The sequence below is a fragment of the Micromonospora palomenae genome (genome assembly GCF_007829925.1).
Taxonomy (GTDB): domain Bacteria; phylum Actinomycetota; class Actinomycetes; order Mycobacteriales; family Micromonosporaceae; genus Micromonospora; species Micromonospora purpureochromogenes.
Genome location: NZ_VIXA01000002.1, coordinates 89400 through 112862, shown reverse-complemented (window position 1 = coordinate 112862; position 23463 = coordinate 89400). Strand labels below are relative to the sequence as shown.

The window sequence follows — 23463 nt, the reverse complement described above, 5'->3', positions numbered from 1 at the left end:
TGCGGGGGTAGCTTCGAGCCCATGCGCTTCGTCCCGCTCGACACGCCCAAGCCGATCTCCAAGATCGGTCTCGGTACCTGGCAGTTCGGCTCGAAGGAGTGGGGTTACGGCCCCGACTACGAGCGTCGGGCGGCGGACATCGTGCGGCGGGCGCTCGACCTGGGGGTCACTCTCTTCGACACCGCCGAGGTGTACGGCTTCGGCCGCAGCGAGCGGATCCTCGGGGCCGCCCTCGGCGCCGACCGGGAGAAGGTCGTGGTGGCCAGCAAGGTCTTCCCGGTCCTGCCGGTCGCCCCGGTGGTGCAGCAGCGGGCGGTCGCCTCGGCCGCCCGTCTCGGCGTGCAGGGCATCGACCTCTACCAGGTGCACCAGCCCAACCCGGTGGTCGCCGACACCACCACCATGCGCGGCATGCGCGCGTTGCAGGACGTCGGTCTGGTCGCCGAGGTCGGCGTCAGCAACTACAGCCTGCGCCGTTGGCGGTTCGCCGAGGCCGCGCTGGGCCGGCGGGTGCTGAGCAACCAGGTCCGCTACAGCATGATCGACCGGGGCCCGGAGGAGGACCTGATCCCGTACGCGGAGCAGGCCGGCCGGATCGTCATCGCGTACAGCCCGCTCGCGCAGGGCTTCCTCTCCGGGCGGTACGACGCGAAGCACCCGCCGAGCGGGGCGGTGCGCCGGGCGAACCCGTACTTCCTGCCGGTGAACCTGGAACGCGGCACCGCCCTGATCGCGACGCTGCGCGAGGTGGCCGACGCGCACGACGCCACCCCCAGCCAGATCGCGTTGGCCTATCTGCTGCACCACCCGAACGTGGTGGCCATCCCCGGCGCGTCCGGTGTGGAGCAGATGGAGCGCAACGCGGCCGCCGCCGAGATCGACCTCGGCGCCGACGAGTACGCCGCCCTGGCCGCCGCCGCCCGGCAGTTCCGGCCGGTCACCGGCCTGGCCGCGGTGCCGAGGCTGATCCGCGCCCGAGTGGGGAAGTGAGCATCATGGACGACATCACCGCGCTGATCCTGGACGACCACGCCGCCTTCCGGCGCGGTTTCGCCCGGCTCGACGACGCCCGCGACGAGACCGAACTCCTCGCCGTCTGGGAGGCGCTCGCCCTGCACCTGGACATCCACGCCGAGGCGGAGGAGGCGATCCTCTATCCGCACCTGGTGCGGCACGGCGACGACGGCGAGGACGAGACCACCGACGCCATCGGCGACCACAACGAGATCCGCGACGCCATCGCCGAGTCGAAGCTGCACCCGGTGGGCTCCGACGAGTGGTGGGCGGCGGTGTGGAAGGCCCGCCGGGAGAACAGCGAGCACCTCGCCGAGGAGGAGGACGGGGCGCTGCCGGACTTCCGCCGGCACGCCAGCGTCGAGCTCCGCGCCGAGCTGGGCGCCCGCTGGCTGACCTTCTACGGCGAGCACAAGAACGGGCGCAACCTGACCTTCGACGACAAGGACCCGCAGAAGTACGTGCAGGAGCACCGCTGAGCCGCAGACGGACGGGGGACCGCCGCCCGGAGTGATCCGCGGGCGACGAGGCGGCGCCGGAATCCCCGACACGGGGGAGTCGGCATGGCGTGGCGGGGCGGGAGAATGGCCCGGTGACTCCCCGGGCGCTGATCGCGCCGCTCGTCCGTGCGAGCACCTGTCGCCGTGGCGTGTTCCTCCTGCTCGGCGGGGTGCTGGCCCTGCCGTACGCGCTGCTGGCCGGCACCTTCGTCCAGCTCCTCACCCGCGGCGAGGTGCCCCGGCTGCTGGTCTTCGCGCTGATGGTGGTGGCCGCCGTCATCGGCGCGGTGCCGTTCTTCCTCGACGGCAGCCGGACGCTGGAGATCGCCGCCGCCCGCGCCCTGCTCGGCGTGCCGCTGCCGGAACCCGCCGCCGGGCACCCGGCCGACCGGGAGACCCGGCTGCGCGCCGCGCTCTGGATCGCCCTGCACATGACCGTCGGCGGAACGGTGATGTTCGCGCTGATCAGCGCCCTGCCGATGGCGCTGTCGTTCATCGCCCAGCAGTTCGGCGTCGGCACCCAGCTGGTCGCCCAGGAGAGCTGGGGGCCGCTCGACGGGCGGGACACCGGCTGGCTCACCCTCACCGGGGTGCTGATGCTGCTCGGCCTCGGCTACGCGGTCGCCGGGCTGGGCACGCTCGCCGCCTCGATGGCGCCGGCGCTGCTCGGCCCCTCGGCGGCCGAGCAGCTCGCCGCCCTGGCGGCGCGGGCGGCCCGGCTCGCCGAGCGCAACCGGCTGGCCCGGGAACTGCACGACTCGGTGGGTCACGCGCTGACCGTGGCCACCCTGCAGGCCGGTGCGGCCCGCCAGCTCCTCGACGGCGACCCGGAGTTCGCCCGCCGGGCGCTCGCCGCGATCGAGGAGACCAGCCGGCACGCGATGGACGACCTGGACCACGTGCTGGGCCTGCTCCGGGAGACCGAGGACGCCGGCCGTGCCCCGGCCGCCACCGCCCCGCAGCGGACCCTGGCCCAGCTCGACCGGCTCGTTGCGGACACCCGGGCGGCCGGGCTGCGGGTCGACGCGCGGGTCGACGGGGAGCTGGCAGAGCTGCCCCCGGCGGTGTCCCGGGAGGGCTACCGGATCGTGCAGGAGGGGCTGACCAACGCCGCCCGGTACGGTCGCGGCCCGGTGCGCCTGCGGGTGGACGTACCCGAAGACGCGGCAGTGCCCGCACCTCGCGCGGCGTCCGACGCGCCGAGCCGGCGCTGGTTGGAGATCGAGCTGGAGAACGTGCTGGGCGGCGCGGCGCGGCCGGGACGCGGCGGCCGGGGCCTGGACGGCATGCGGGAACGGGTGCTGCTGCTCGGCGGGCGGATCACCGCCGGCCCGGAGGATGGTCACTGGCGGGTCCGGGTGCGGCTGCCGGTGCCGAGGGGGGAGACGCGGTGAGCACGGACGTGCTGATCGTCGACGACGACGAGCTGATCCGGGTCGGGCTGCGGGCGATCATCGACGCCCAGCCGGACCTGCGGGTGGTGGGCGAGGCCGCCGACGGCGCCGAGGTGCCACCGCTGGTCGCGCGGCTGCGGCCCCGGGTGGTGCTGATGGACGTGCGGATGCCCGCCATCGACGGCATCCAGGCCACCCGGCTGCTGCTGGCCGCCTCCGCCGACCCGCCCCGCGTCCTCGTGGTCACCACCTTCGAGAACGACGAGTACGTCTACGAGGCGCTGCGCGCCGGCGCGAGCGGCTTCCTGCTCAAGCGGGCCCGCCCGGCGGAGGTGGTCACCGCCGTCCGGGCGGTCGCCGCCGGTGACTCGCTGCTCTTCCCGGCCGCGATCCGCCGCCTCGCCGGGGCGTACGGGTCCTCGGGCGGGGACCGGCTGCGCGCGGCCCGGCTGACCGAGCGGGAGGCGGAGGTGCTGCGGCTGATGACCACCGGCCTCTCCAACACCGAGATCGCCGGGCAGCTCGTGGTCGGGGTGGAGACGGTCAAGACGCACGTCGGCAACGTGCTGGCCAAGCTCGGGGTGCGGGACCGCACCCAGGCCGTGATCGCCGCCTACGAGTCGGGTTTCGTCGTCCCCACCGGCTGATCCCCCTCGGCCGGGGGAGCGGGTTCGTCACCGCTCGGGAGGGTTTCCCGGGTGCGTCGGCCGAGGCTGAGAGCATGACGACGACCGATGTTCCCACCCACCGTCCGGCCCTCCGCCGGCTCGACCGGCTCGCCCCGCTGGCCGCGGGCTGGCTCGGTCTCTGGGGCGCACTCGCCCTGCTCTGCACGCTGACCGGCGCCGGCTACCCGTTCGGTGCGAACGACCGGGACGGCGGCGGGGCGAACCTGCTCCGGCTGGTTCCCGTCGACGTCGCGCCGCCGCTCTTCGCCGGGATGCTGCTGGCCGCCGCGGTCGCCGCGCTCGCCATGAGCAGCCAGGGCGCCCGCACCCCCGGCCCGCTGCGTGCGCTGCTGCTCGGCTACGGCTGGACGGTCGCCTTCGTCCTGGCCGTGGTGGTGCCCGACGCGCGGGTGCTGGTGATCCTCGGCTACGCGCCGATGCTGATCCTCGGCGCCCCGTTCGGCTGGCCGCCGGTCGACTACGCCGACGTCTTCACCTGGTCGCTCGGCGTCAAGGTGGCCGCCATGGCGGGCGGAGTGCTGCTGGCCGGGGCGCTGCTGGTCTGGCAGCGGCGGACCGCCGACGCCTGCGTGGCCTGCGGCCGGGGCAGTGCCGACCGGGGCTGGACCACCCGGGCGGCCGCCGCCCGCTGGGGACGCTGGGCCGCCTGGACCGCCGCGGCCATCCCCTTCGCGTACGCGCTGACCCGGTTCGCCTGGGCGGCCGGCATCCCGCTCGGCATCTCCCCGGAGCTGCTGGACGACTTGCGGGAGACCGGACAGGTCTGGGCCGGCGCCGGGCTGGGCGCCTTCGCCACCGTGGGCGCGGTCCTCACCCTCGGGCTGGTGCAGAGCTGGGGCGAGCTGTTCCCGCGCTGGATGGTCGGTCTGGCCGGCCGGCCGGTGCCGGTGAAGCTCGCGGTCGTCCCGGCCACCCTGGTCGCGCTCGCGGTCACCGCGGCCACCCTCGGACTGGTCACCACGCCCGAGTTCTGGCGGCTGGGCGGCGGCTTCAGCATGGCCAGCGCCCCGATGCTGCTCTGGCCGTTCTGGGGCGCCGCGCTCGGTGCCGCCACGTATGCGTACCACCTGCGCCGCCGGGGCGGCTGCGCCCGCTGCGGTCGCGGCTGACGCCGCGGGCCGGCGCCCCGCCGCCGGCCCCGGCCACCGGGGGACGAGGGTGCGCCGTCGATCGACGGGGCACCCTCGTTTTCCTGCGCTAGCCTGGGTCGGGTGACTGCGCCGAACCAGGTTCTCCCGGTCCCGCCCGCCGACCTGCCGGGCACGCTCGGCGAGCTGCGCGCGGCCGGGCACCGGCACCGCACCGTCAAGCAGGAACTCCGCGACAACCTCCTCGCCCGGATGCGTTCCGGCTCCGACCGCTTCCCCGGCATCGTCGGCTACGACGACACCGTCCTCCCCGAGGTCGAGCGGGCCCTGCTCGCCGGCCACGACATGGTGCTGCTCGGCGAGCGCGGCCAGGGCAAGACCCGGCTGATCCGCTCGCTGGTGGCGCTGCTCGACGAGTGGACCCCGGTGATTCCCGGCTCCGTGCTCAACGAGCACCCGATGCACCCGCTCACCCCGGCCTCCCGCGCGCTGGTCGCCGAGGCCGGCGACGACCTGGCGGTCGGCTGGCTGCACCGCTCGATGCGCTACGGCGAGAAGCTGGCCACCCCGGACACCAGCGTCGGCGACCTGATCGGCGACGTCGACCCGATCCGGCTGGCCCAGGGCCGTACCCTCGGCGACCCGGAGACCATTCACTTCGGACTGGTGCCGCGTACCAACCGGGGGATCTTCGCCGTGAACGAGCTGCCCGACCTGGCCGAGCGGATCCAGGTGGCGCTGCTCAACGTGCTGGAGGAGCGGGACATCCAGGTCCGCGGCTACCAGCTGCGACTGCCACTGGACCTGTTCCTGGTGGCCAGCGCCAACCCGGAGGACTACACCAACCGGGGCCGGATCATCACGCCGCTCAAGGACCGCTTCGGCGCGGAGGTCCGCACCCACTACCCGGTCGACCTGGAGCTGGAGCTGGCGCTGATCCGGCAGGAGGCCGAGCTGGTCGCCGAGGTGCCGGAGCACGTGCTGGAGGTGCTCGCCCGGTTCGCCCGCGCCGTGCGGGAGTCGCCGTCGGTGGACCCGCGCTCCGGCGTCTCCGCCCGCTTCGCGATCGCCGCCGCCGAGACGGTCGCCGCCGCCGCGCTGCGCCGATCCGGCCTGCTCGCCGCCGGTCCCGCCGCCCAGGGGGTACGCCCCGAGGCCCCGGTCGCGCGGGTCGGCGACGCGGTGTCGGTGACCTCGACCCTGCGCGGCAAGGTCGAGTTCGAGAGCGGCGAGGAGGGGCGCGAGATCGAGATCCTGGCCCACCTGCTGCGTACCGCCACCGCCGAGACGTTCCGGGCCCGGCTGGCCGGGCTGGACCTGTCCGGCTTCACCGGCCTGGTCGCCGAGGGCACCGTCGTCGAGACCGGTGAGCTGGTTTCCTCGGCGGAGCTGCTGCGCCAGGTCGGCACCGTGCCGGGGCTGGCCAAGGCGCTGGACCGGCTCGGGCTGGGCGACGCGCCCACCCCGGAGGAGGCCGCCGCCGGGATCGAGTTCGTCCTGGAGGGGCTGCACCTGACCCGCCGGCTTGGCAAGGACGTCACCGAGTCGGGCCGTACCGTCTACGGCGGCCGGGGCTGAGCGTGACCGGCAACCGGTTCCGGTACGGCCAGTGGCGCGGCGGGCCCGACCCGCTCGCCCCGCCGTACGACGTCCGGGCCGCGGTGGACGCCGTCGGCGCGGAGGTGCTGGCCGGCGGCAGCCTGCGGGACGCGCTGCGCGACCTGCTGCGCCGGGGCCCGCAGGGGCGTGGCGGCCTGGACGACCTGGCCGCCCGGGCCCGCCGGCTGCGCCGGGAGGCGCTGCGCCGGGGCGACCTGGACGGGGCGGTGACCCGCTCCCGGGCGCTGCTCGACCAGGCGCTCGCGGCGGAACGCGACGAGCTGCGCGGGCGCGCCGACGACGACGCGCGGTTCGCCGAGGCGGTGCTGGACAACCTGCCCCGCTCCACCGCCCGCGCGGTGCAGGAGCTGGCGGGCTACGAGTGGGCCAGCGACGAGGCGCGGCAGGCGTACCAGAGGATCCTCGACGGGCTGCGCGGCGAGGTGCTGGAGCAGCGCTTCGCCGGGCTGCGCGACGCGGCACGGGCCGCCGGCGACCCGGCGGTGCAGCGGCAGCTGGCCGAGATGATGCGTGACCTCAACGACCTGCTGGCCCGGCACGCCCGCGCCGAGGACACCACCGACGCGTTCGCCGAGTTCATGCGCCGGCACGGCGAGTTCTTCCCGGAGCGGCCGAAGGACGTCGACGAGCTGGTCGACGTGCTGGCCCGCCGCTCGGCCGCCGGGGAGCGGCTGATGCGGTCGCTGTCGGACCAGCAGCGCGAGGAGCTGGCCGGGCTGATGCGGCAGTCCCTCGGTGACCGGCTGGCCGGCGAGCTGTCCGCGCTGGACGGGCACCTGCGGGCGCTGCGCCCCGACCTGAACTGGCGGCGCGGCGAGCGGGTCCGCGGTGACCAGCCGCTCGGCTACGGCGAGGCGGCCGGCGCGCTCGACGAGATCGGCGAGCTGGACGACCTGCTCGACTCCCTCGACCAGGAGCACCCCGGCGCGACCCTCGACGACGTGGACGTCGAGGCGGTGGCCCGGACGCTGGGCCGCGACGCCGCCGACGACGTCCGCCGGCTGCGGGAGCTGGAGCGGGAGCTGCGCCGGCAGGGGTGGGTGAGCCGGGACGCCGACGGGCTCACCCTGAGCCCGAAGGCGCTGCGCCGGCTCGCCGGCACCGCGCTGCGGCGGGTCTTCGCCGATCTCACGGCCGGGCCGCGCGGCCAGCACGACCTGCGCTCGGCGGGCGCGGCCGGCGAGGTCAGCGGGGCGTCCCGACCCTGGGAGTACGGCGACGAGCAGCCGCTGGACGTGGTCCGGACCCTCACCCGGGCGGTCCGCCGGGCCGGCCCCACGGTGCCGGTCCAGCTCGACGTCTCCGACTTCGAGGTGGTGGAGACCGAGCGCCGGGCCTCGGCGGCGGTGGCGCTCTGCGTCGACCTGTCGTACTCGATGATCTCGCAGGGGCGCTGGGGGCCGATGAAGCAGACGGCGCTGGCGCTGTCGCACCTGGTGGCGACCCGCTTCCCGCAGGACGCCCTGGAGATCGTCGGCTTCGGCCGGGAGGCGCTGACGCTGACCCAGCAGGAGCTGGCCGCGGTGGAGCCGGACATGCAGCAGGGCACCAACCTCCAGCACGCGCTGCGGCTCGCCGGGCGACACCTGCGCCGGCACCCCGGCGCGGAGCCGGTGGTGCTGGTGGTCACCGACGGGGAGCCGACCGCCCACCTCGACCCGGACGACGGGGAGGCGCTGTTCCACTGGCCGCCGCTGCCGGAGACGATCGAGGCGACCATCCGCGAGGTGGACAAGCTGACCCGCTACGGCGCCACGCTCAACCTCTTCATGCTCGGCGACGATCCGGGGCTGCGCCGCTTCGTCGACGCGGTGGCCCGCCGCTCGAAGGGCCGGATGTTCACCCCCGACGTCGACGACCTCGGCGAGTACGTCGTCTCCGACTACCTGCGCGCCCGGCGGGGCCGGCGCTGAACCGCCCGTCCGGGTGATCCCGGTGCGGTAACGCCCCGGTCCGCGCCGGTCGGCGGGGTTGACTGGGGGACGTGGAGAGCGCGGGGCTGCGGCGGATCTACGACGAACTGCTCGCCGAGGTGGAGGCGGGCGGCTTCGGCGAGCCGCCGCACGGGCAGCTGACCGCCGAGCAGATCGTGGCCCACCTGGCGGCCAACGACGAGCTGATGAGCGAGGCCACCGAGGCGGTCCTCACCGGCTCGCCCTTCGCCTACTACGACCTGGAGACCATCCACCGCCCCCAGGTGGACGCGCTGGTCGTCGACTGCGGCGGCCTGGACGGGCTGGCCACCCTGCTGCGGGCCACCAGTCAGAAGCTCTGCGCCCTGGTGGACCGGCTCGGCCCGGCGGCGGACACCCCGGTCGACACCCACCTGCGGGAGGGCTTCGACCTGGTGGTCGACGACACCCTGCCGTGGTCGCGCACCCTGGACCTGCACGCCCGCGTCCACCTGCCGAAACACCTCGCGCAGCTCCGGGTCCTGCGGACACCGCCCGGGGCGCCCACCGTCGACCGGCCGACCGTCGACCGGTCGGTCGGGTCGTGAGCCAGCCGGTGCGGTGAGCCGGCGCGGGGCGGGCCTGCGCAGAGCGGCCCGGTCGGTCGTCCCCGCGCTGTTGCCGCACCGGATCCGGATGGCGTTGCCGCTGATCGGCCAGTGCGCGCTGACGGCCGGCGTGGCCTGGTGGATCGCGGCGACCATCTTCGGTCACCAGGCGCCCATCTTCGCCGCCACCGGCTCGTTGATCTGCCTGTCGGCGGGCCTGGGCGGGCGGGGTCGGCAGGCCGTCGACCTGTTCGTGGGGGTGCTGGCCGGGGTCGCGGTGGGGGAGGCCGTCCAGGCCCTCGACCTGGGCATCGGATTCCTGGTGATGGTGCCGGCGCTCGCGCTGGCGATGTCGATCGCCGCCCTGATCGACCCACGGCCGCTGACCTACGTCCAGTCCGGCACCGCCGTGCTGATCGTGGCCGCGCTGGGGCCGGCGCGGTCGCCCGCCGGCTATCTGCTGGACGTGGCGGTCGGTGGCGCGCTGGGTCTGCTCGGCAGCCAGGTGCTGTTCAGCCCCGATCCGGTGAAGCTGGTCGCCGCGCCGGTCCCGGAGATCCTGCGGGACACCGCGGTCGCGCTGCGGACGGCGGCCGAGGCCCTGCGCCGGGGCGGGCCGGGGCTGGCGGCCACCGCCTGCAAGCAGGCCCGGCACGCCAACGCCCGCCTCGGCCGGCTCGCCGAGGCCCGGGTCGAGGCCCACCGGGTCACCGGCCGCACCGTACGCGGGCGCCGGCGGGCCGCCCGGTTGCACCGGGCCGACCGCTCCCTCGACAGCGTCCACGTGCTGGTCGCCGCCGCCCTGCTGCTCTGCGACGACGTGCACCGACAGCTCACGTCCGACCCCTCCGTGGCGTCGGGCCCGTTGCCGGACCGGTTGACCGAGCTGGCCGACGGGCTGGCGGAGCTCTCCGCCGCCACCACCGACCGCTCCGGATCCCGGCCCGGGTCCACCGCACCCGTGCCGTCCGGCCCCGGCGACCGCCCGGTGATCGAGGTGCACCTGCGCGACGCCACCGCCGCCCTGCACCGGCTCCGCGCCGCCGCCCCACCCTGACCCCGCCGACCGAGCGGTCCCGCAGGTGCGGGAACGCGGATCAGGGGTGCCGGTGGAAGGCTCGGCGGTACGCGCTCGGCGCGACGCCGATGCGCTGGCGGAGCTGCTGGCGCAGGGCGGCGGCGGTGCCGAAGCCGCAGCGGTGGGCCACCTGGTCGACGGTCAGGTCGGTGGTCTCCAGCAGCAGCCGGGCGTGGTCGGTGCGCTCCTGGAGCAGCCACTGGGCGGGGCTCAGCCCGGTCTCGGAGCGGAAGTGCCGGGTGAAGGTGCGCACGCTCATCCGCGCGTGCTCGGCCAGGTCGCGCAGGGTGACCGGCTCGTGCAGCCGTTGCCGGGCCCACTCCCGGGTGCCGGCGGTGCCGGTCCCCGCCCGGTGGGGCACCGGCCGCTCGATGTACTGGGCCTGGCCGCCGTCGCGCCACGGCGGCACCACGCAGCGCCGCGCCGAGCGGTTGGCCACCTCGCTGCCGTGGTCGGTGCGGATGACGTGCAGGCACAGGTCGAGGCCGGCGGCCACCCCGGCCGAGGTGAGCACGTCGTCGGAGTCGATGAAGAGCACGTCGGGGTCCAGGTCGACCGCCGGGTACAGCCGGCGGAACAGGTCCGCGTACGCCCAGTGGGTGGTGGCCCGCCGGCCGTCGAGCAGCCCGGCGGCGGCCAGCACGAACGCGCCGGTGCAGATCGACATGATCCGCGCGCCCCGCTCGTGGGCCGCCCGCAGCGCCGCCGCCACCTCGGGGTCGAGGATGCCGTCGGTCAGCGCCGGACCGCCGTGGATGCCCGGTACGACCACCGTGTCGGCGGCCTCGACCAGCTCGAGCCCGTGGTCCGGCAGCACCTGGTACCCGGCGGTGCTGCGTACCGAGCGGCCCCCCGGCGTGCAGGCGTCGACCGTGTAGAGCGGCCGCAGGTCCTTGGTGCGGGCGGTGCCGAAGACCTGGGAGGGGGTGCCGAGGTCGAGGCCGACCACCTGGTCGATGGCGAGCACCGCCACCCGGTGCGGGACGATCGTCATGGCCCGATTATTGCGCATGATGGCTTTCCGGCCACTCGTCGTCCGCGGCCCCGCCGTCGAGACTCGTATCGTGAACCGCACCCGCCGTCTCCACCCCGCCTGGCTGGTCGCCGCCGTCGCGTTCGTCGCGCTGGTCGGCGCCGCCGGCTTCCGCGCCACCCCCTCGGTCCTGCTGCACCCGCTGCACGCCGAGTTCGGCTGGCCGCTGGCCACCGTCTCCGCCGCCGTCTCGGTCAACCTGCTGCTCTACGGGCTGACCGCGCCGTTCGCCGCCGCCCTGATGGACCGGTTCGGCGTCCGACGGGTGGTGGCCGGCGCGTTGGCGCTGGTGGCGGCCGGCAGCGGCCTGACGGTGTTCATGACGGCCAGCTGGCAGCTGATCCTCTGCTGGGGGGTGCTCGTCGGGCTGGGCACCGGGTCGATGGCGCTCGCCTTCGTGGCCACGGTCACCGGGCGCTGGTTCGTCCGCCGTCGCGGGCTGGTCACCGGGGTGCTGACCGCCGGCGGGGCGGCCGGTCAACTGGTCTTCCTGCCGCTGCTCGCCGTGCTGGTCCGCGACCACGGGTGGCGCACGGCGGCGCTCGTCGTCGCCGGGGCGGCGCTGGCGGTCGTACCGCTGGTGGCCTGGCTGCTCCGGGAGCACCCGGCGGATCTCGGCCTGCCCGCCTACGGCGCGGCGGAGGTCGTGCCGCCCGCGCCGACGACGGGCGGCGCGGCCTCCCGGGCCGTCGGCGCGCTGGCCTCGGCCGCGCGGACCCGGCCGTTCTGGCTGCTCGCCGGCGGGTTCGCGATCTGCGGCGCGACCACCAACGGGCTGGTCGGCACGCACTTCGTGCCCGCCGCGCACGACCACGGGATGCCGGAGACCACCGCCGCGGGGCTGCTCGCCCTGGTCGGGCTCTTCGACATCGTCGGCACCATCGCCTCCGGCTGGCTCACGGACCGGGTGGACAGCCGGCTGCTGCTCGGCGCCTACTACGCGCTGCGCGGCGGGTCGCTGCTGGTGCTGCCGGGCCTCTTCGCCGGCACGGCCGAGCCGAGCATGCTGGTCTTCATCATCTTCTACGGCCTGGACTGGGTGGCCACCGTGCCGCCGACCGTCGCGCTGTGCCGGGAGTACTTCGGCGCGGCGGGCGCGGTGGTCTTCGGCTGGGTCTTCGCCGCCCACCAGTTCGGCGCGGCGGTCGCCGCGACCGGGGCGGGCCTGGTCCGCGACCGGCTCGGCGACTACGCGCTGGCCTGGTACGTCGCCGGGGCGCTGTCGATCGGCGCGGCCGGGCTCTCGCTGCTGCTGCGCCGCCGGGAACCGGTGCCGGTGCCGGTGCCCGTGGTGGCGGGGCCGGCCCGGGCCTGGAGCTACCGGGGCTGAGGCGTCAGCCCACCGTCCACTGCTGCGGGGCGGCCCCGGTGCAGGGGACCTGGACGAGTTCGTCGCCGGACTCGGTGCCGCCGTCCTTCACCTCGGCGCACTTGCCCGAGTGGACCGCGACCAGCAGCACCGGGCCGCTGCCGACCGGGGTCAGCCGCCACTGCTGGTTGGCCTGCCCGTGGCAGGGGAACTGCTGGAGCTTCGCGCCGTCGTCGGTGCTGCCACCCTCGACGTCCAGGCACTGCGCGTGCGCCGCGTTGGTGAGGGTGACCAGGTCCGGGGCGACCGGGTTGGCCACCCACTGCTGCTCCGGCCCGCCTGAGCAGCCGGCCAACTCGGCCTTGGCCTTCTCGTCCTCGTCGTCGGTGCCGACGCAGAGGCCGGAGGCCACCGCCCGGAACACCTTCGGCCCGGCCACCGGGGCGGGCGGGGTGGTGGGCGCGGCGGTCGGCGAGGGCGCGGCGGGGGTGGTCGGGGCCGGCTCGGTGACCTCCGGCGACGGCGGCTCCGCCGGGGGCGCGGAGGCGGCCGACGCCGGCACCACCGGCTGGTCGCCGCCGCCGAGCACACCGGTGGCGAAGAAGACCCCCACCAGTACGCCGACCAGCCCGGCAGCCAGCGCGAACCGCATCAGCGGGTCCCGGGGCAGCCCGGGTCGGGCGGACCGGCGGGCGCCGTAGACGGTGCCGGCCGGGTCGTGGTGTTCGTCGGGGGCGGACATGGGGGCATCCTGACCCACCGGACCGGTCGATGGCCACCCGCCCCGGCCGACGGTGACTCAGTCGACGACCGTGACGTCCTTCCAGAACGCCACCCGATCACGCACCATCTCGGCGTCGGGCTTCGGGTCCGGGTAGTACCAGACGGCGTCGGCGCTGGTCCGGCCGTCGTGCTCGAGGCTGTAGTAGGAGGCGGTGCCCTTCCACGGGCAGAACGTGTGGGTCGCGGACTCCCGGATCACGTCGTCGCGCAGGGCGCCCCGGGGAAAGTAGTGGTTGCCCTCCACCAGGACGGTGTCGTCGCTCTCGGCGATCACCAGGTCGTTCCAGACGGCTTTCGGCATGGGTCCACGCTATGCCGTCCGCCCCGGACCGACCACCGATCGGCGGCGGATCAGCGCGCAGCTTGGGCCAGGAGATCACCCGACGGCACGTCCGCCACGGTGACGGGATCGTCCGATCGTGGTGGCGAAAAGGCCACCATGGACATCCCACGCGCGGGCCGTTCGGCGCGTAAGGTGATCTCATGCGCGCGCTGCGTGATCATGACCTGGCGGTGGACACGTTGCGGCGGTCGTACGCCGCGGTGCCCCTCGGGGAACCCGTCCGCCTCGCCAAACGCACCTCGAATCTGTTCCGCCCCCGGGCGGCCACCAGCTCACCGGGCCTGGACGTGTCCGGGCTGGACGGCGTGCTGTCGGTCGACCCCCGGGCCCGCACCGCCGACGTGCAGGGCATGTGCACGTACGAGGACCTGGTCGCCGCCACCCTCCCGCACGGACTGATGCCGCTGGTCGTGCCGCAGTTGCGCACGATCACCCTGGGCGGCGCGGTCACCGGGCTGGGCATCGAGTCCACCTCGTTCCGCAACGGCCTGCCGCACGAGTCGGTGACCGAGATGGACGTGCTCACCGGCGCCGGCGAGATCCTCACCGCCCGCCCGGAGGGCGAGCACGCCGACCTCTTCGCCGCCTTCCCCAACTCGCTGGGCAGCCTCGGCTACGCCACCCGCCTGCGCATCGAGCTCCAGCCCGTACGCCACGCCGTGGCGCTGCGCAACGTGCGCTTCAGTCGGCTGGAGGAGCTGACCGAGGCGATCGGCGACGTGGTCGCCAAGGGCGAGTGGGAGGGGCAGCCCGTCGACGCGATGGACGGGGTGATGTTCAGCCCCGGTGAGGCGTACCTGACCCTGGGCACCTTCACCGACGACGCGCCGCAGCTCAGCGACTACACCGGCCAGGAGATCTACTACCGGTCGCTGCGCCGGCGCACCCGCGACGCGCTGACCACCCACGACTACCTCTGGCGCTGGGACACCGACTGGTTCTGGTGCTCGGCGGCGTTCGGGGTGCAGCACCCGGTCGTCCGGCGGCTCTGGCCGGCCCGGTGGCGGCGCAGCGACTTCTACCACCGGCTGGTCCGGCTGGAACACCGGCACCAGGTCGCCGCGCGGGTCGACCGCTGGCGCGGACGCCCGGCCCGCGAGCGGGTGGTGCAGGACGTCGAGATCCCGCTGGAGGCCACCGCCGACTTCCTCCGCTGGTTCGCCGCCAACGTGGGCATGAACCCGGTCTGGCTCTGCCCGCTGCGGTTGCGTGAGCCGGCCGGGCCGGGCTCGGCGCGGTCCTGGCCGCTGTATCCGCTCCGGCCGGGGCAGACCTACGTCAACATCGGTTTCTGGGGAAGTGTGCCGATCGCCGACGGAGCGGCCGACGGCGACGTGAACCGCTCGATCGAGCGGGCGGTGTCCGACATGGGTGGTCACAAGTCCCTCTACTCGGACGCGTACTACGACCGAGCGGCCTTCGACCGGCTCTACGGCGGGGAGACCTGGCGTGCCGTGAAGGACCGCTACGACCCGGATCACCGGCTCACCGGACTCTACGAGAAGGCGGTTGCACGAAAATGAGCCTGACCGACCGAGAACAGGGGGCGAGCAGTTCCCCCGCCACACCACCGCCGGCCGGGGGCCGGCGCGCCGCCCCCACCGTCGCCGACGTCGTCCGGGCGCTGACCACCGGCGAGCTGCCGGTGCGGATCACCGGGTACGACGGCAGCGCGATCGGCCCGGCCGACAGTGGGATCACCCTGTCCATCTGCTCCGAGCGTGGTCTGACGTACCTGCTCACCGCCCCCGGTGACCTGGGCATGGCGCGGGCGTACGTCAGCGGGGACCTCCAGTTGCAGGGCGTGCACCCCGGCGACCCGTACGAGGCGTTGCGGGTGCTCAAGGACGAGCTGCGGGTGCGCACCCCGTCGCTGGCCGAGGGGCTGGCGCTGGTGCGCGGGCTGGGCTGGGAGCGGCTGCTGCCCCCGCCGCCCCCGCCGCAGGAGGCGCAGCCGCGCTGGCGGCGGGTGATGAACGGGCTGCGCCACTCCCGCCTGCGGGACAGCACCGCCATCTCGCACCACTACGACGTCTCGAACGCCTTCTACGAGAAGGTGCTCGGCCCGTCCATGACGTACACCTGCGCGGTGTTCCACAGCCCGGGCGACACGCTGGAGCAGGCCCAGGCGGCCAAGTACGACCTGGTCGCCGGCAAGCTGGCGCTCAAGCCGGGGATGCGGCTGCTCGACGTGGGCTGCGGCTGGGGCGGCATGGTCCGGCACGCCGCCCGGGAGTACGGCGTGAAGGCGCTCGGCGTCACGCTGTCCCGGGAGCAGGCGCGCTGGGCGCAGGCGGCGATCGAGCGGGAGGGGCTGACCGAGCTGGCCGAGGTGCGCCACCTGGACTACCGGGACGCCCCGCGGCAGCAGTTCGACGTGGTCTCCTCGATCGGGCTGACCGAGCACATCGGGGTCCGCAACTACCCGGCGTACTTCGGGGCGCTGCGGGACCGGCTGCGGCCGGACGGCCGGCTGCTCAACCACTGCATCACCCGGGCCGACAACCGGGCCCCGCACCGCTCCGGCGCCTTCATTGACCGGTACGTCTTTCCGGACGGCGAGCTGGCCGGGCCGGGCCGGCTGATCAGTGAGATCCACGACGTGGGGCTGGAGGTGCACCACGAGGAGAACCTGCGGCAGCACTACGCGCTGACCCTGGCCGCCTGGTGCCGCAACCTCGTCGAGAACTGGGACTTCTGCGTCTCCGAGGTGGGGCAGGGCACCGCGCGGGTGTGGGGCCTCTACATGGCCGGGTCCCGGCTGGCCTTCGAGACCAACGGCATCCAGCTGCACCAGGTGCTGGCCACCCGCAACGGGCCGGCCGGGCAGACGTCGTACCCGCTGCGCCCCGACTGGACGCCCTGACCGGGAAACCGCCCGAGGGAAGCCGCGCCCGGGTCGGCGCGGCTTTCCTCGATCCTATTGACAAAGAGAGTTTTTACGTACAAGCTCATTTGTGCGATGAGAGACGTCATGTACCTGGAGCAGATCGAGCAGGCCGAGGTCCTGCTCAAGCCGCAGCGCGTCGAGGTGCTGCGGCAGTTGGCCGAGCCCCGCACCTGCACCGAGGTCGCCGCCCGGCTGGAGCAGACGCCGCAGCGCGTCTACTACCACGTCAAGCAGTTGGTGGCGGCCGGGCTGGTCGAGCAGGTGTCGAGCCGGAAGGTGCGCGGCATCAGCGAGGGCATCTACCAGGCCGCCGCCCGGTCGTACTGGCTCTCGCCCCGCCTCGTGGGGCGGGTCGGCGGGGTGCGCCGGGCCCGGGACGAGCTCAGCCTGGGCTACCTGCTCGACCTGATGGAGGAGGTCCAGGCGGACGTCGCCGCCCTCGACCGGTCCGCGCCGGAGCTGCCCTCCATCGGGGTGTCCGGCGAGATCCGGGTGCCGGCCGAGCGCCGGCAGGAGTTTCTGCACGACCTGCAGTCCACGCTGCGGGACCTGTTCACACGCTACGGCGGCGCCGAGGGGGACGCCTTCAAGCTCGCCGTTGCCTGCTACCCCAAGGGGGACGACCGTGAGTGATCTGTTGAAGCTGGGTGCCCGTCTCGCCGCGCCGGTCGAGGCCGTCCGGCGCGCCCTGACCGACCCGGCCGAGCTGCGCGTCTGGTTCGCCGAGCACGCCGAGGTGGAGCTGCCCCGACGGTACGAGTTCTGGGGCCGCTTCACGCCCGAGGGCGACGCGCCGCACCAGCGCCTGCTGCACGCCGACGACGACACGCTGCGCTTCGCCTGGCTGCTCGACGGGGTGGAGACCACCAGCGAGATAGCCCTGACGCCCGAGGGGCCGGGCAGCACCCTGCTGACTCTCACCCAGAGCCACTTCAACTTCGCCGAGGCGATGGACGGCAGCACCATCCGGGGGGTGCTCCAGACCTGGTGGAGCCTGTCGATCGCCAACCTCGCCGCGCACCTGGAGGGGCGCCCGCTGCTGCCGAAGACCGACTTCACCTCCGCCGACCTGCGCGGCGAGCTGCTGATCGGCGCGCCGGTCGAGCGGGTCTGGCAGTCGCTGACCGACTCCGCCCAGGCCAGCGCCTGGTTCGGCTACCCGATCGGCATCGAGCCCTGGGTCGGCGGCCGGTACGCCATGGGCGGCTTCGAGGCCGGGTACGCGGCCAAGGTGGTCGACCTGGAGCCCGGCCACCGGATGTCCGTCGACTGGGGACCGACCGGCATCAGCACGTGGGAGCTGGCCGAGTCCGACGGGAAGACCAAGCTGACCTTCGTGCAGAGCGGCTTCGACGAGGGCAACCCGCCGTACGCGGCCTGGAGCGGGTCGGTGGCCGGCCTGTCCGAGCTGCGCCGCTACCACGAGATGGCCGACTGGCAGCCGATCTGGGTGCTGGAGGAGCTTCCGGCCGGCGCCTGACCGTCCGGCCGTCTCTACCGGCGCGGGCCGCACCCCCTCGTGGATTTGGTGCGGCCCGCGCCGTCCGTGCAGCCCGAGCCGGCGCGACCCCTGCCGCGTCGACCGGCGGTCGTCTGGCGGGATGCCGCTCCGGGGTGCTCGTGCTTGTGCGGGGGTGCCCGCCCGAGCTTGTCAGGCGGGATGGGCTGATCGGGTGTGGCCGGGCGGCAAGGGCGCTGTCGGCGCCCTTTCGAGCTGATGACGCAAACGATTCATCCGCCACCGGCACCGGTACCGGCTCCGGCTCCGGCATCGGCATCGGCATCGGCATCGGCACCGGCATCGGCACCGCCTCCGGCATCGGCACCGCCCCCGGCATCGGCACCGCCTCCGGCACCGCCACCGGCGCCGGCGCCAGCGCCGGGCGGCCCGCGGTGTGGTCGCCTCGCTAGCCCGATTCGTTTACGTCATCAGCTCGAAAGGGCTCGCACACCCCATGCCATGGTGGCGGCGGGCTGGTGACGCCTGCCCCTGAGGCCGCCCAACAGGTGTGCCTGGGCCGCTGCTGGTCGATCACCACGGCCGCCCGGCCGGCAGGCACCTGCGCGCTGGTCGGACCGCCGGCCGTCCCGCCGGTGCCCACCGACCCCGAACCCGGTGGGTGTCGGCGGGACGGGCCCGCGCGGTCAGCGGTCCAGCTCGCCCGCGCGGCGCAGCAGCGCCCGGCGTTCCGGCTCGGAGCCGACCAGGTCGGCGGCGGCGCGGAACAGCGCGGCGGCGCGTACCGGGTCGCCGTGGCGGGCGGTCAGCTCGGCCTGCGCGGCGAGCGCCGGCGGGTAGCCGTCGAGCGCGCCGCCCGCGCGGGCCTCGGCGATCAGGGCCAGCCCCGCCGCCGGCCCGTGGGCGTAGCCGTGTGCCACCGCCCGGTTCAGCCGGATCACCGGGGTGGGCCGGATCCGGGCCAGCTCGTCGTAGCAGCCGGCGATGGCGACCCAGTCGGTGTCGGCGGCGGTCGGGGCGGTGGCGTGCGCGGCGGCGATCCGGGCCTGGAGCGCGTACGGGCCGTGGCCGGCGCGGTCCAGGGCGGCGAGTCCCTCGGCGATGGCGGCGTAATCCCAGCGGGAGCGGTCCTGCTCGTCGAGGGTGAGCAGGTCACCGGCCGGGTCACGGCGGGCGGCGCGGCGCGAGTTCTGGAACAGGAACAGGGCCAGCAGCCCGGCGACCTCCGGCTGGTCGGGCATCAGCCGGTCGAGCAGCCGGGCCAGCCGGATCGCCTCGTCGGCGAAGGCGGGTTCGCCGTCGGCGTCGTACCCGCGGGTGAAGAGCAGGTAGAGCACGGCCAGGACGCCCGGCAGCCGCTCGACCAGCGCGGGCCCGGTCGGCACCCGGTAGGGGATGCCGGCCGTGGCGATCCTGGTCTTTGCCCGGGTGATCCGCCGGGTCATGGTGGACTCGCTGACCAGGAAGGCGCGGGCGATGTCGGCGGTGGGCACCCCGGCCACGGTGCGCAGGGTCAGGGCGACCCGCGCCTCCAGGGCCAGCGCCGGGTGGCAGCAGGTGAAGACGAGTCGCAGCCGGTCGTCCACCACGTCCTCCTCCGTCCCGGTCGGCGGTTCGGGATCGGTCAGCAGGGCCAGGTCCCGCAGCCTGCGCCGCTCCACCGCGGCGCGGCGCAGCACGTCCACGGCCCGGTTCCGGGCGGTCGTCATCAGCCAGCCGCCCGGATTGCCGGGCACGCCGTCGCGGGGCCACCGCTGAAGCGCCGAGGCCAGCGCCTCCTGGGCGCAGTCCTCGGCGAGCGTCCAGTCGCCGGTGACCCGGATCAACGCGGCGACGATCCGCGGGTACGCCTCGGCACCCGCGTCCGCCACCGCGTCCGCCGCGTCGACCACCCGCGTCAGTCCAGGCCGGCGAAGGGGCGCAGCTCGATCCGGCCGCCGTACGCCATCGGGTGGGCCCGGGCGACCTCGATCGCCTCGTCCAGGTCGGCGCACTCCAGGATGTCGAACCCGGCGATGACCTCCTTGGTCTCGGCGAACGGGCCGTCGCTGAGCAGCAGCTCGCCACCGCGTACCCGGACCGTGGTGGCCGCCGAGGGCGGCACCAGCACGTCGCCCGTCAGGCGCTGGCCGCTGGCGTCCCGCTCGGCCACCCACCGCTCGATGTCGGGCGCGGCGCTCGGGTCGGTGTCCGGCTCGGTGTCGGTGCAGACGAACATCATGAACTTCATCGGTCGGCGCTCCTCGGTGTCGTGGTCTCTCACCAGGGTGACGAACGCCGGACCCGGATCCGGACACCGACCGGCGAGAAATCTTCGCCGACGCACCGGTACGGCGGGTCCACCGGGTCGGGGCCGGACACGGGTGGATCATGTCATCGGCACCGCTCACCGGCGACGGAGTTACCGAGGAGGACCGCGATGCCCCGCGACGACTGGAAGGGCTTCGTCAACCAGATCCTCTACGGGTTGATCTTCACCGCCGAGCTGGACGACGCGGCCGCCGCCCGGATGGCCGAGGCGATGGTCGAACGCCGGTCGTTCGGCGCCGGTCCGCGCGTCTACGCCGCGGCGATCGCGCGGGCCCGGCGGCACCGCGGCCCGCTCACCGACGAGCTGCCCACCCCACACGGCGAGGAGCGGTTCCGGGAATTCCTGGAGCTGCTCGCCGTCCAGCTCGACGCCCGCCGGCCGTGGCGGCGAACCACTTCCTGAAAACGGGTGTGTGAGCCCCCTCCCGTGGGTACAGGCCGGCGATGTTCTTCATCTTCGGACTGCGCACGTCCGTCAACCGGTCCGGCGTGGTCACCGCGGTCTGTCGCAACTGCGGCAACCGGGCCGCGCAGGTGATCACCCGCCGGTCGACGAAGTTCACCCTCTTCTTCATTCCGCTGATTCCGGTCCGCACCCGCTACGTGCAGCAGTGCTCGTTCTGCGGGGCCGAGTACGGCATCTCCAAGGACGAGGCCCGCAGCCTCCCGGTCGGCTGACCCGGCGATGGCCCGCTTCCTCTGCTGGCTGATCGGCCGGCAACCGGTTGTGCCGGCTCCCGCGCCGGTGCACACCGTCTCCCGTCCGCCCTGCACCCCGGGCCGTCGCCGGCACCGCCGCCGCAGCCGGCCGCTGGCCGGGGCCCGCTCGCCCCGCTCACCCTGGAACCGATCCGCCGAGCGCTGACCATGTGATCTTCCGCCCGTATCGGATGCCTGCTGACCTCCGCGTCTTAGGCTGGGGCCGCCGTCCGAACGGGGAGAATCTTTGCGTAACCACCCGGCCGTCGTGCTGGTCGCCGTCCTGCTGTCCACCCTCTCGCTGCCGGTCTCGCTGACCGGCGCGTCGGTCGCGCTGCCGGACATCGGGCGGGACCTCGACGCCGGACTGGCCGGCGTGCAGTGGGTGGTGAACGGCTACAACGCCACCTTCGCCAGCTTCATGCTGGCCACCGGGGCGCTGGCGGACCTGCTCGGCCGGCGCCGGGTCTTCGCCACCGGCGTCGCGATCTTCGCCGGCTCCGGGCTGCTCGCCTCGGTCGCCGGGAACATCGTGCTGCTCGACCTGCTGCGCGCGCTGGCCGGCGTCGGCGCGGCCGCCGCCGCGACCAGCGCCTCCGCCCTGCTGGCCCACGCCTTCCCGGGCCGGGCCCGTGCCCGGGTGTTCAGCATCTTCGGTACGACCATCGGCGTCGGCCTCGCCTTCGGGCCCTCCATCGCCGGCCTGCTGATCTCCGCGTTCGGCTGGCGGGCGGTCTTCGCCGCGCCGGCGCTGGCCGCCGTGGCGGTGCTGGCGCTCACCCCGCTGCTGCCCGAGTCCCGCCAGCCGCACGCCGGGCGGATCGACTGGCCCGGAACGGTCACCTTCACCGCCGCGCTGCTGCTGCTCATCTTCGGTTTCGTGCAGGGCCCCGAGCTGGGCTGGTCCGCCCCGGTGATCGTGGCGGCCTTCGCCGCGGCGGTCGCCCTGCTGGTGGCCTTCGTCCGGGTGGAACGCCGGCGGCCCGAGCCGATGTTCGACCTGGCCCTGCTGGCGAGCCCCCGCTTCCTCGGCATCTGCCTGGCGGCGGCCACCATCGTCGCGGTGCTGGTGCCACTGCTGGTCTACCTGCCGTCGTACCTGACCACGGTGGTCGGGATGAGCCCCGGCGCCGCCGGCGCGACGCTCATCCTGCTGACCGCGCCGACGCTGGTGCTGCCGTTGCTCAGCGGTGCCCTGACCCGGCTGGTGCCGGCCCCGGCGGTGATCGTCACCTCGGTGGCGATGGTCGCGGTGGGCGCCGCCTGGGCCACCGTGCTCGCCCCGGACAGCGGTACGGCCGCCCTGGCCGGCCCGCTGCTGACGATCGGCGTCGGGGTGGGGTTGTCGATCGGCCTGCTCGACGCCATGGCGATCGGCAGCGTCGCCGCGCACCGGGCGGCCACCGGCGCCGGGATGATCAACACGGCTCGGCTGGCCAGCGAGACGGTCGCCATCGCGGTGGTCGGCGCGGTGCTGGCCAGCACCACCGCCGGCCGGCTCGCCGATCCCGGCTTCACCGGCGGCCTGCACACCGTGCTCTGGGCGATGGCCGCCGTGGCCCTGCTCGCCGCGGTGGCGACCGCCGTGCTGGTCCGCCGGGCCCGCGTCCCGGCCGAACCGGCGCTGAGCGCCTATCCTGGCGGATCGTGACGAGCACCGCGCAGCGCCTGGCCGCGATCCGCGGCGACCTGCCTCCGAAACGGCACAACGCCCGGACCATCGCCGCGCTCACCGGCAACCCGGGCTGCGCCCGCCGGGCGGTGCTGGACGGTGCCGGGGTGGACAAGCCGAGGCTGGCGGAGGCGATCGGCTTCCCGGCCCGCTTCGGGCAGTCGCGGTTCGCCATCACCCGGGGCAACGCCTTCGAGGCGCAGGTGAAGGCCGACGGCGGGGCGGAGCTGCTGCGGCTGGTCGCCGAGCGGCTCGGCGTACCGGTGCCGGAGCGGGCCGGCTGGACGGACCTGGGCGGCGCGGACGACCTGCCGGACCGGCACGAGCGGTCCCGCCGGGCGCTGACCACCCAGGGGCCCGAGGCGGCGCTCTTCGACCACCCGTTGCTCGGGCTGGACGTCGCCGGCCAGCGGGTGCACCTGGAGCCCGACCTGGTCGCCGCCCGACTCGGTGGCCGGTTCCACGTGGTGGAGATCAAGTCGTTCCCGGTGGTCGACGGGCAGGCCGACCCGGCGAAGGTGGCCGCCGCGGCCATCCAGTCCGCCGTCTACGTGCTGGCGCTGCGCGAGCTGCTCGCCGCCGAGGGGCACCCCGAGGAGCTGGTCTCGCACGACGTGGTGCTGATCTGCCCGCGCGACTTCGGCAACCGACCGGTGGCCAGCCTGCTCGACGTCCGCAAGCAGCTGCTGGTGCTGCGCCGGCAGCTCGACCGGATGGCGAAGCTGGACGCGCTGCTCGACACCGTGCCGGCGGACTTCACCGCCGACCCGACCGCCGACCCGGCGACGCTGGCGGCCGGCCTGCGCACGGTGCCGGCCCGCTACGCGCCGGAGTGCCTGGCCAGTTGCGAGCTGGCGTACTTCTGCCGCAACGAGGCGGGCGGGCACACCGGGGCGCTGGGCCGGCCGGTCCGCGAGGCGCTGGGCGGCGTCGCCACCGTCGCCGAGGTGCTGGCGCTGGCGACCGGCGAGCGCGCCCCCGAGCCCGAGCAGGAGGAGGCCGCCGCGCTGCTGCGGGCCGCCGCCCGGCTGCGCGCCGACGCCCTCGCCGGAAACTCCGCATGAGTACGCCCCGCGCCCGCC

At 74.9% G+C, this 23463-nt stretch carries 24 protein-coding genes; 19 read left to right on the top strand and 5 right to left on the bottom strand.

The window, feature by feature from the left end; genetic code table 11:
• Nucleotides 1-21: 21 nt before the first annotated feature.
• From FHX75_RS11445 to FHX75_RS11405, 9 genes are all read left to right on the top strand, one after another.
• Nucleotides 22-990: an aldo/keto reductase gene (locus tag FHX75_RS11445; protein WP_154939222.1), complete on the top strand. Its 969-nt coding sequence runs from the start codon at nt 22-24 to the stop codon at nt 988-990.
• 5 nt (nt 991-995) lie between these two features.
• Nucleotides 996-1493 (top strand): hemerythrin domain-containing protein, encoded by a 498-nt coding sequence (locus FHX75_RS11440; RefSeq protein WP_154939220.1) that lies wholly within the window; start codon nt 996-998, stop codon nt 1491-1493.
• 113 nt (nt 1494-1606) lie between these two features.
• Nucleotides 1607-2908, top strand: coding sequence for a sensor histidine kinase (locus FHX75_RS31970; protein WP_154939218.1), 1302 nt, complete (start codon nt 1607-1609; stop codon nt 2906-2908).
• Complete coding sequence (locus tag FHX75_RS11430) at nt 2905-3555, top strand: response regulator transcription factor (protein WP_154939216.1); 651 nt, start codon at nt 2905-2907, stop codon at nt 3553-3555. Before FHX75_RS31970 ends, FHX75_RS11430 begins: the two co-directional genes overlap by 4 nt.
• Before the next feature lie 74 nt (nt 3556-3629).
• Nucleotides 3630-4706 (top strand): hypothetical protein, encoded by a 1077-nt coding sequence (locus FHX75_RS11425; RefSeq protein ID WP_154939214.1) that lies wholly within the window; start codon nt 3630-3632, stop codon nt 4704-4706.
• Between the two features lie 93 nt (nt 4707-4799).
• Entirely contained in the window at nt 4800-6263 is a 1464-nt protein-coding gene (locus FHX75_RS11420) for a magnesium chelatase ATPase subunit I (RefSeq protein ID WP_154939212.1), read from the top strand.
• A gap of 2 nt (nt 6264-6265) precedes the next feature.
• Nucleotides 6266-8218 (top strand): VWA domain-containing protein, encoded by a 1953-nt coding sequence (locus FHX75_RS11415; RefSeq protein ID WP_154939210.1) that lies wholly within the window; start codon nt 6266-6268, stop codon nt 8216-8218.
• Nucleotides 8219-8289: 71 nt separating this feature from the next.
• Complete coding sequence (locus FHX75_RS11410; RefSeq protein WP_154939208.1) at nt 8290-8805, top strand: hypothetical protein; 516 nt, start codon at nt 8290-8292, stop codon at nt 8803-8805.
• 88 nt (nt 8806-8893) lie between these two features.
• Nucleotides 8894-9862 carry an FUSC family protein gene (locus FHX75_RS11405; protein ID WP_170285358.1) on the top strand — a complete coding sequence of 323 codons (969 nt, stop codon included), beginning with the start codon at nt 8894-8896 and terminating at the stop codon, nt 9860-9862.
• Nucleotides 9863-9902: 40 nt separating this feature from the next.
• On the opposite strand, the gene FHX75_RS11400 is transcribed toward FHX75_RS11405, so the two are convergent.
• On the bottom strand, nt 9903-10895 hold the full coding sequence (locus tag FHX75_RS11400; RefSeq protein ID WP_154939204.1) for a GlxA family transcriptional regulator: 993 nt from the start codon (nt 10893-10895) through the stop codon (nt 9903-9905).
• A gap of 1 nt (nt 10896) precedes the next feature.
• On the opposite strand from FHX75_RS11400, the gene FHX75_RS11395 reads away from it, so the two are divergent.
• Nucleotides 10897-12246 carry an MFS transporter gene (locus FHX75_RS11395; RefSeq protein WP_154939202.1) on the top strand — a complete coding sequence of 450 codons (1350 nt, stop codon included), beginning with the start codon at nt 10897-10899 and terminating at the stop codon, nt 12244-12246.
• A 4-nt stretch (nt 12247-12250) separates the two neighbouring features.
• On the opposite strand, the gene FHX75_RS11390 is transcribed toward FHX75_RS11395, so the two are convergent.
• Together FHX75_RS11390 and FHX75_RS11385 are read right to left on the bottom strand one after the other, a co-directional pair.
• On the bottom strand, nt 12251-12967 hold the full coding sequence (locus FHX75_RS11390; protein ID WP_154939200.1) for an RICIN domain-containing protein: 717 nt from the start codon (nt 12965-12967) through the stop codon (nt 12251-12253).
• Nucleotides 12968-13024: 57 nt separating this feature from the next.
• The gene (locus tag FHX75_RS11385) at nt 13025-13309 is read right to left on the bottom strand and encodes a DUF427 domain-containing protein (protein WP_154939198.1); all 285 of its coding nucleotides are present in this window, start codon (nt 13307-13309) and stop codon (nt 13025-13027) included.
• Between the two features lie 182 nt (nt 13310-13491).
• Here FHX75_RS11385 and FHX75_RS11380 point away from each other — a divergent pair, with 182 nt between their 5' ends.
• From FHX75_RS11380 to FHX75_RS11360, 5 genes are all read left to right on the top strand, one after another.
• Nucleotides 13492-14874 (top strand): FAD-binding oxidoreductase, encoded by a 1383-nt coding sequence (locus tag FHX75_RS11380; protein ID WP_154939196.1) that lies wholly within the window; start codon nt 13492-13494, stop codon nt 14872-14874.
• Entirely contained in the window at nt 14871-16217 is a 1347-nt protein-coding gene (locus FHX75_RS11375; RefSeq protein ID WP_154939194.1) for a class I SAM-dependent methyltransferase, read from the top strand. The genes FHX75_RS11380 and FHX75_RS11375 overlap by 4 nt, the downstream gene beginning before the upstream one ends.
• A 96-nt stretch (nt 16218-16313) precedes the next feature.
• On the top strand, nt 16314-16874 hold the full coding sequence (locus FHX75_RS11370) for a winged helix-turn-helix domain-containing protein (RefSeq protein ID WP_154939192.1): 561 nt from the start codon (nt 16314-16316) through the stop codon (nt 16872-16874).
• On the top strand, nt 16867-17721 hold the full coding sequence (locus FHX75_RS11365) for an SRPBCC family protein (protein WP_154939190.1): 855 nt from the start codon (nt 16867-16869) through the stop codon (nt 17719-17721). Before FHX75_RS11370 ends, FHX75_RS11365 begins: the two co-directional genes overlap by 8 nt.
• Before the next feature lie 134 nt (nt 17722-17855).
• Nucleotides 17856-18152, top strand: a complete 297-nt coding sequence (locus tag FHX75_RS11360; RefSeq protein ID WP_154939188.1) for a hypothetical protein — start codon at nt 17856-17858, stop codon at nt 18150-18152.
• A 234-nt stretch (nt 18153-18386) separates the two neighbouring features.
• On the opposite strand, the gene FHX75_RS11355 is transcribed toward FHX75_RS11360, so the two are convergent.
• On the bottom strand, nt 18387-19592 hold the full coding sequence (locus FHX75_RS11355) for an RNA polymerase sigma factor (RefSeq protein ID WP_211364450.1): 1206 nt from the start codon (nt 19590-19592) through the stop codon (nt 18387-18389).
• 5 nt (nt 19593-19597) lie between these two features.
• The gene (locus FHX75_RS31220; protein ID WP_211364449.1) at nt 19598-19930 is read right to left on the bottom strand and encodes a YciI family protein; all 333 of its coding nucleotides are present in this window, start codon (nt 19928-19930) and stop codon (nt 19598-19600) included.
• Between the two features lie 189 nt (nt 19931-20119).
• On the opposite strand from FHX75_RS31220, the gene FHX75_RS11350 reads away from it, so the two are divergent.
• The 4 genes from FHX75_RS11350 to FHX75_RS11335 all read left to right on the top strand — a co-directional run bounded on the left by FHX75_RS11350 (nt 20120) and on the right by FHX75_RS11335 (nt 23445).
• Nucleotides 20120-20413: a hypothetical protein gene (locus tag FHX75_RS11350; protein ID WP_154939184.1), complete on the top strand. Its 294-nt coding sequence runs from the start codon at nt 20120-20122 to the stop codon at nt 20411-20413.
• A 41-nt stretch (nt 20414-20454) separates the two neighbouring features.
• Nucleotides 20455-20688, top strand: a complete 234-nt coding sequence (locus tag FHX75_RS11345; RefSeq protein WP_154939182.1) for a zinc-ribbon domain-containing protein — start codon at nt 20455-20457, stop codon at nt 20686-20688.
• A gap of 268 nt (nt 20689-20956) precedes the next feature.
• Nucleotides 20957-22360 carry an MFS transporter gene (locus FHX75_RS11340; RefSeq protein ID WP_154939180.1) on the top strand — a complete coding sequence of 468 codons (1404 nt, stop codon included), beginning with the start codon at nt 20957-20959 and terminating at the stop codon, nt 22358-22360.
• Nucleotides 22357-23445 carry a hypothetical protein gene (locus FHX75_RS11335; protein ID WP_154939179.1) on the top strand — a complete coding sequence of 363 codons (1089 nt, stop codon included), beginning with the start codon at nt 22357-22359 and terminating at the stop codon, nt 23443-23445. The genes FHX75_RS11340 and FHX75_RS11335 overlap by 4 nt, the downstream gene beginning before the upstream one ends.
• The last annotated feature ends 18 nt before the right edge of the window (nt 23446-23463 follow it).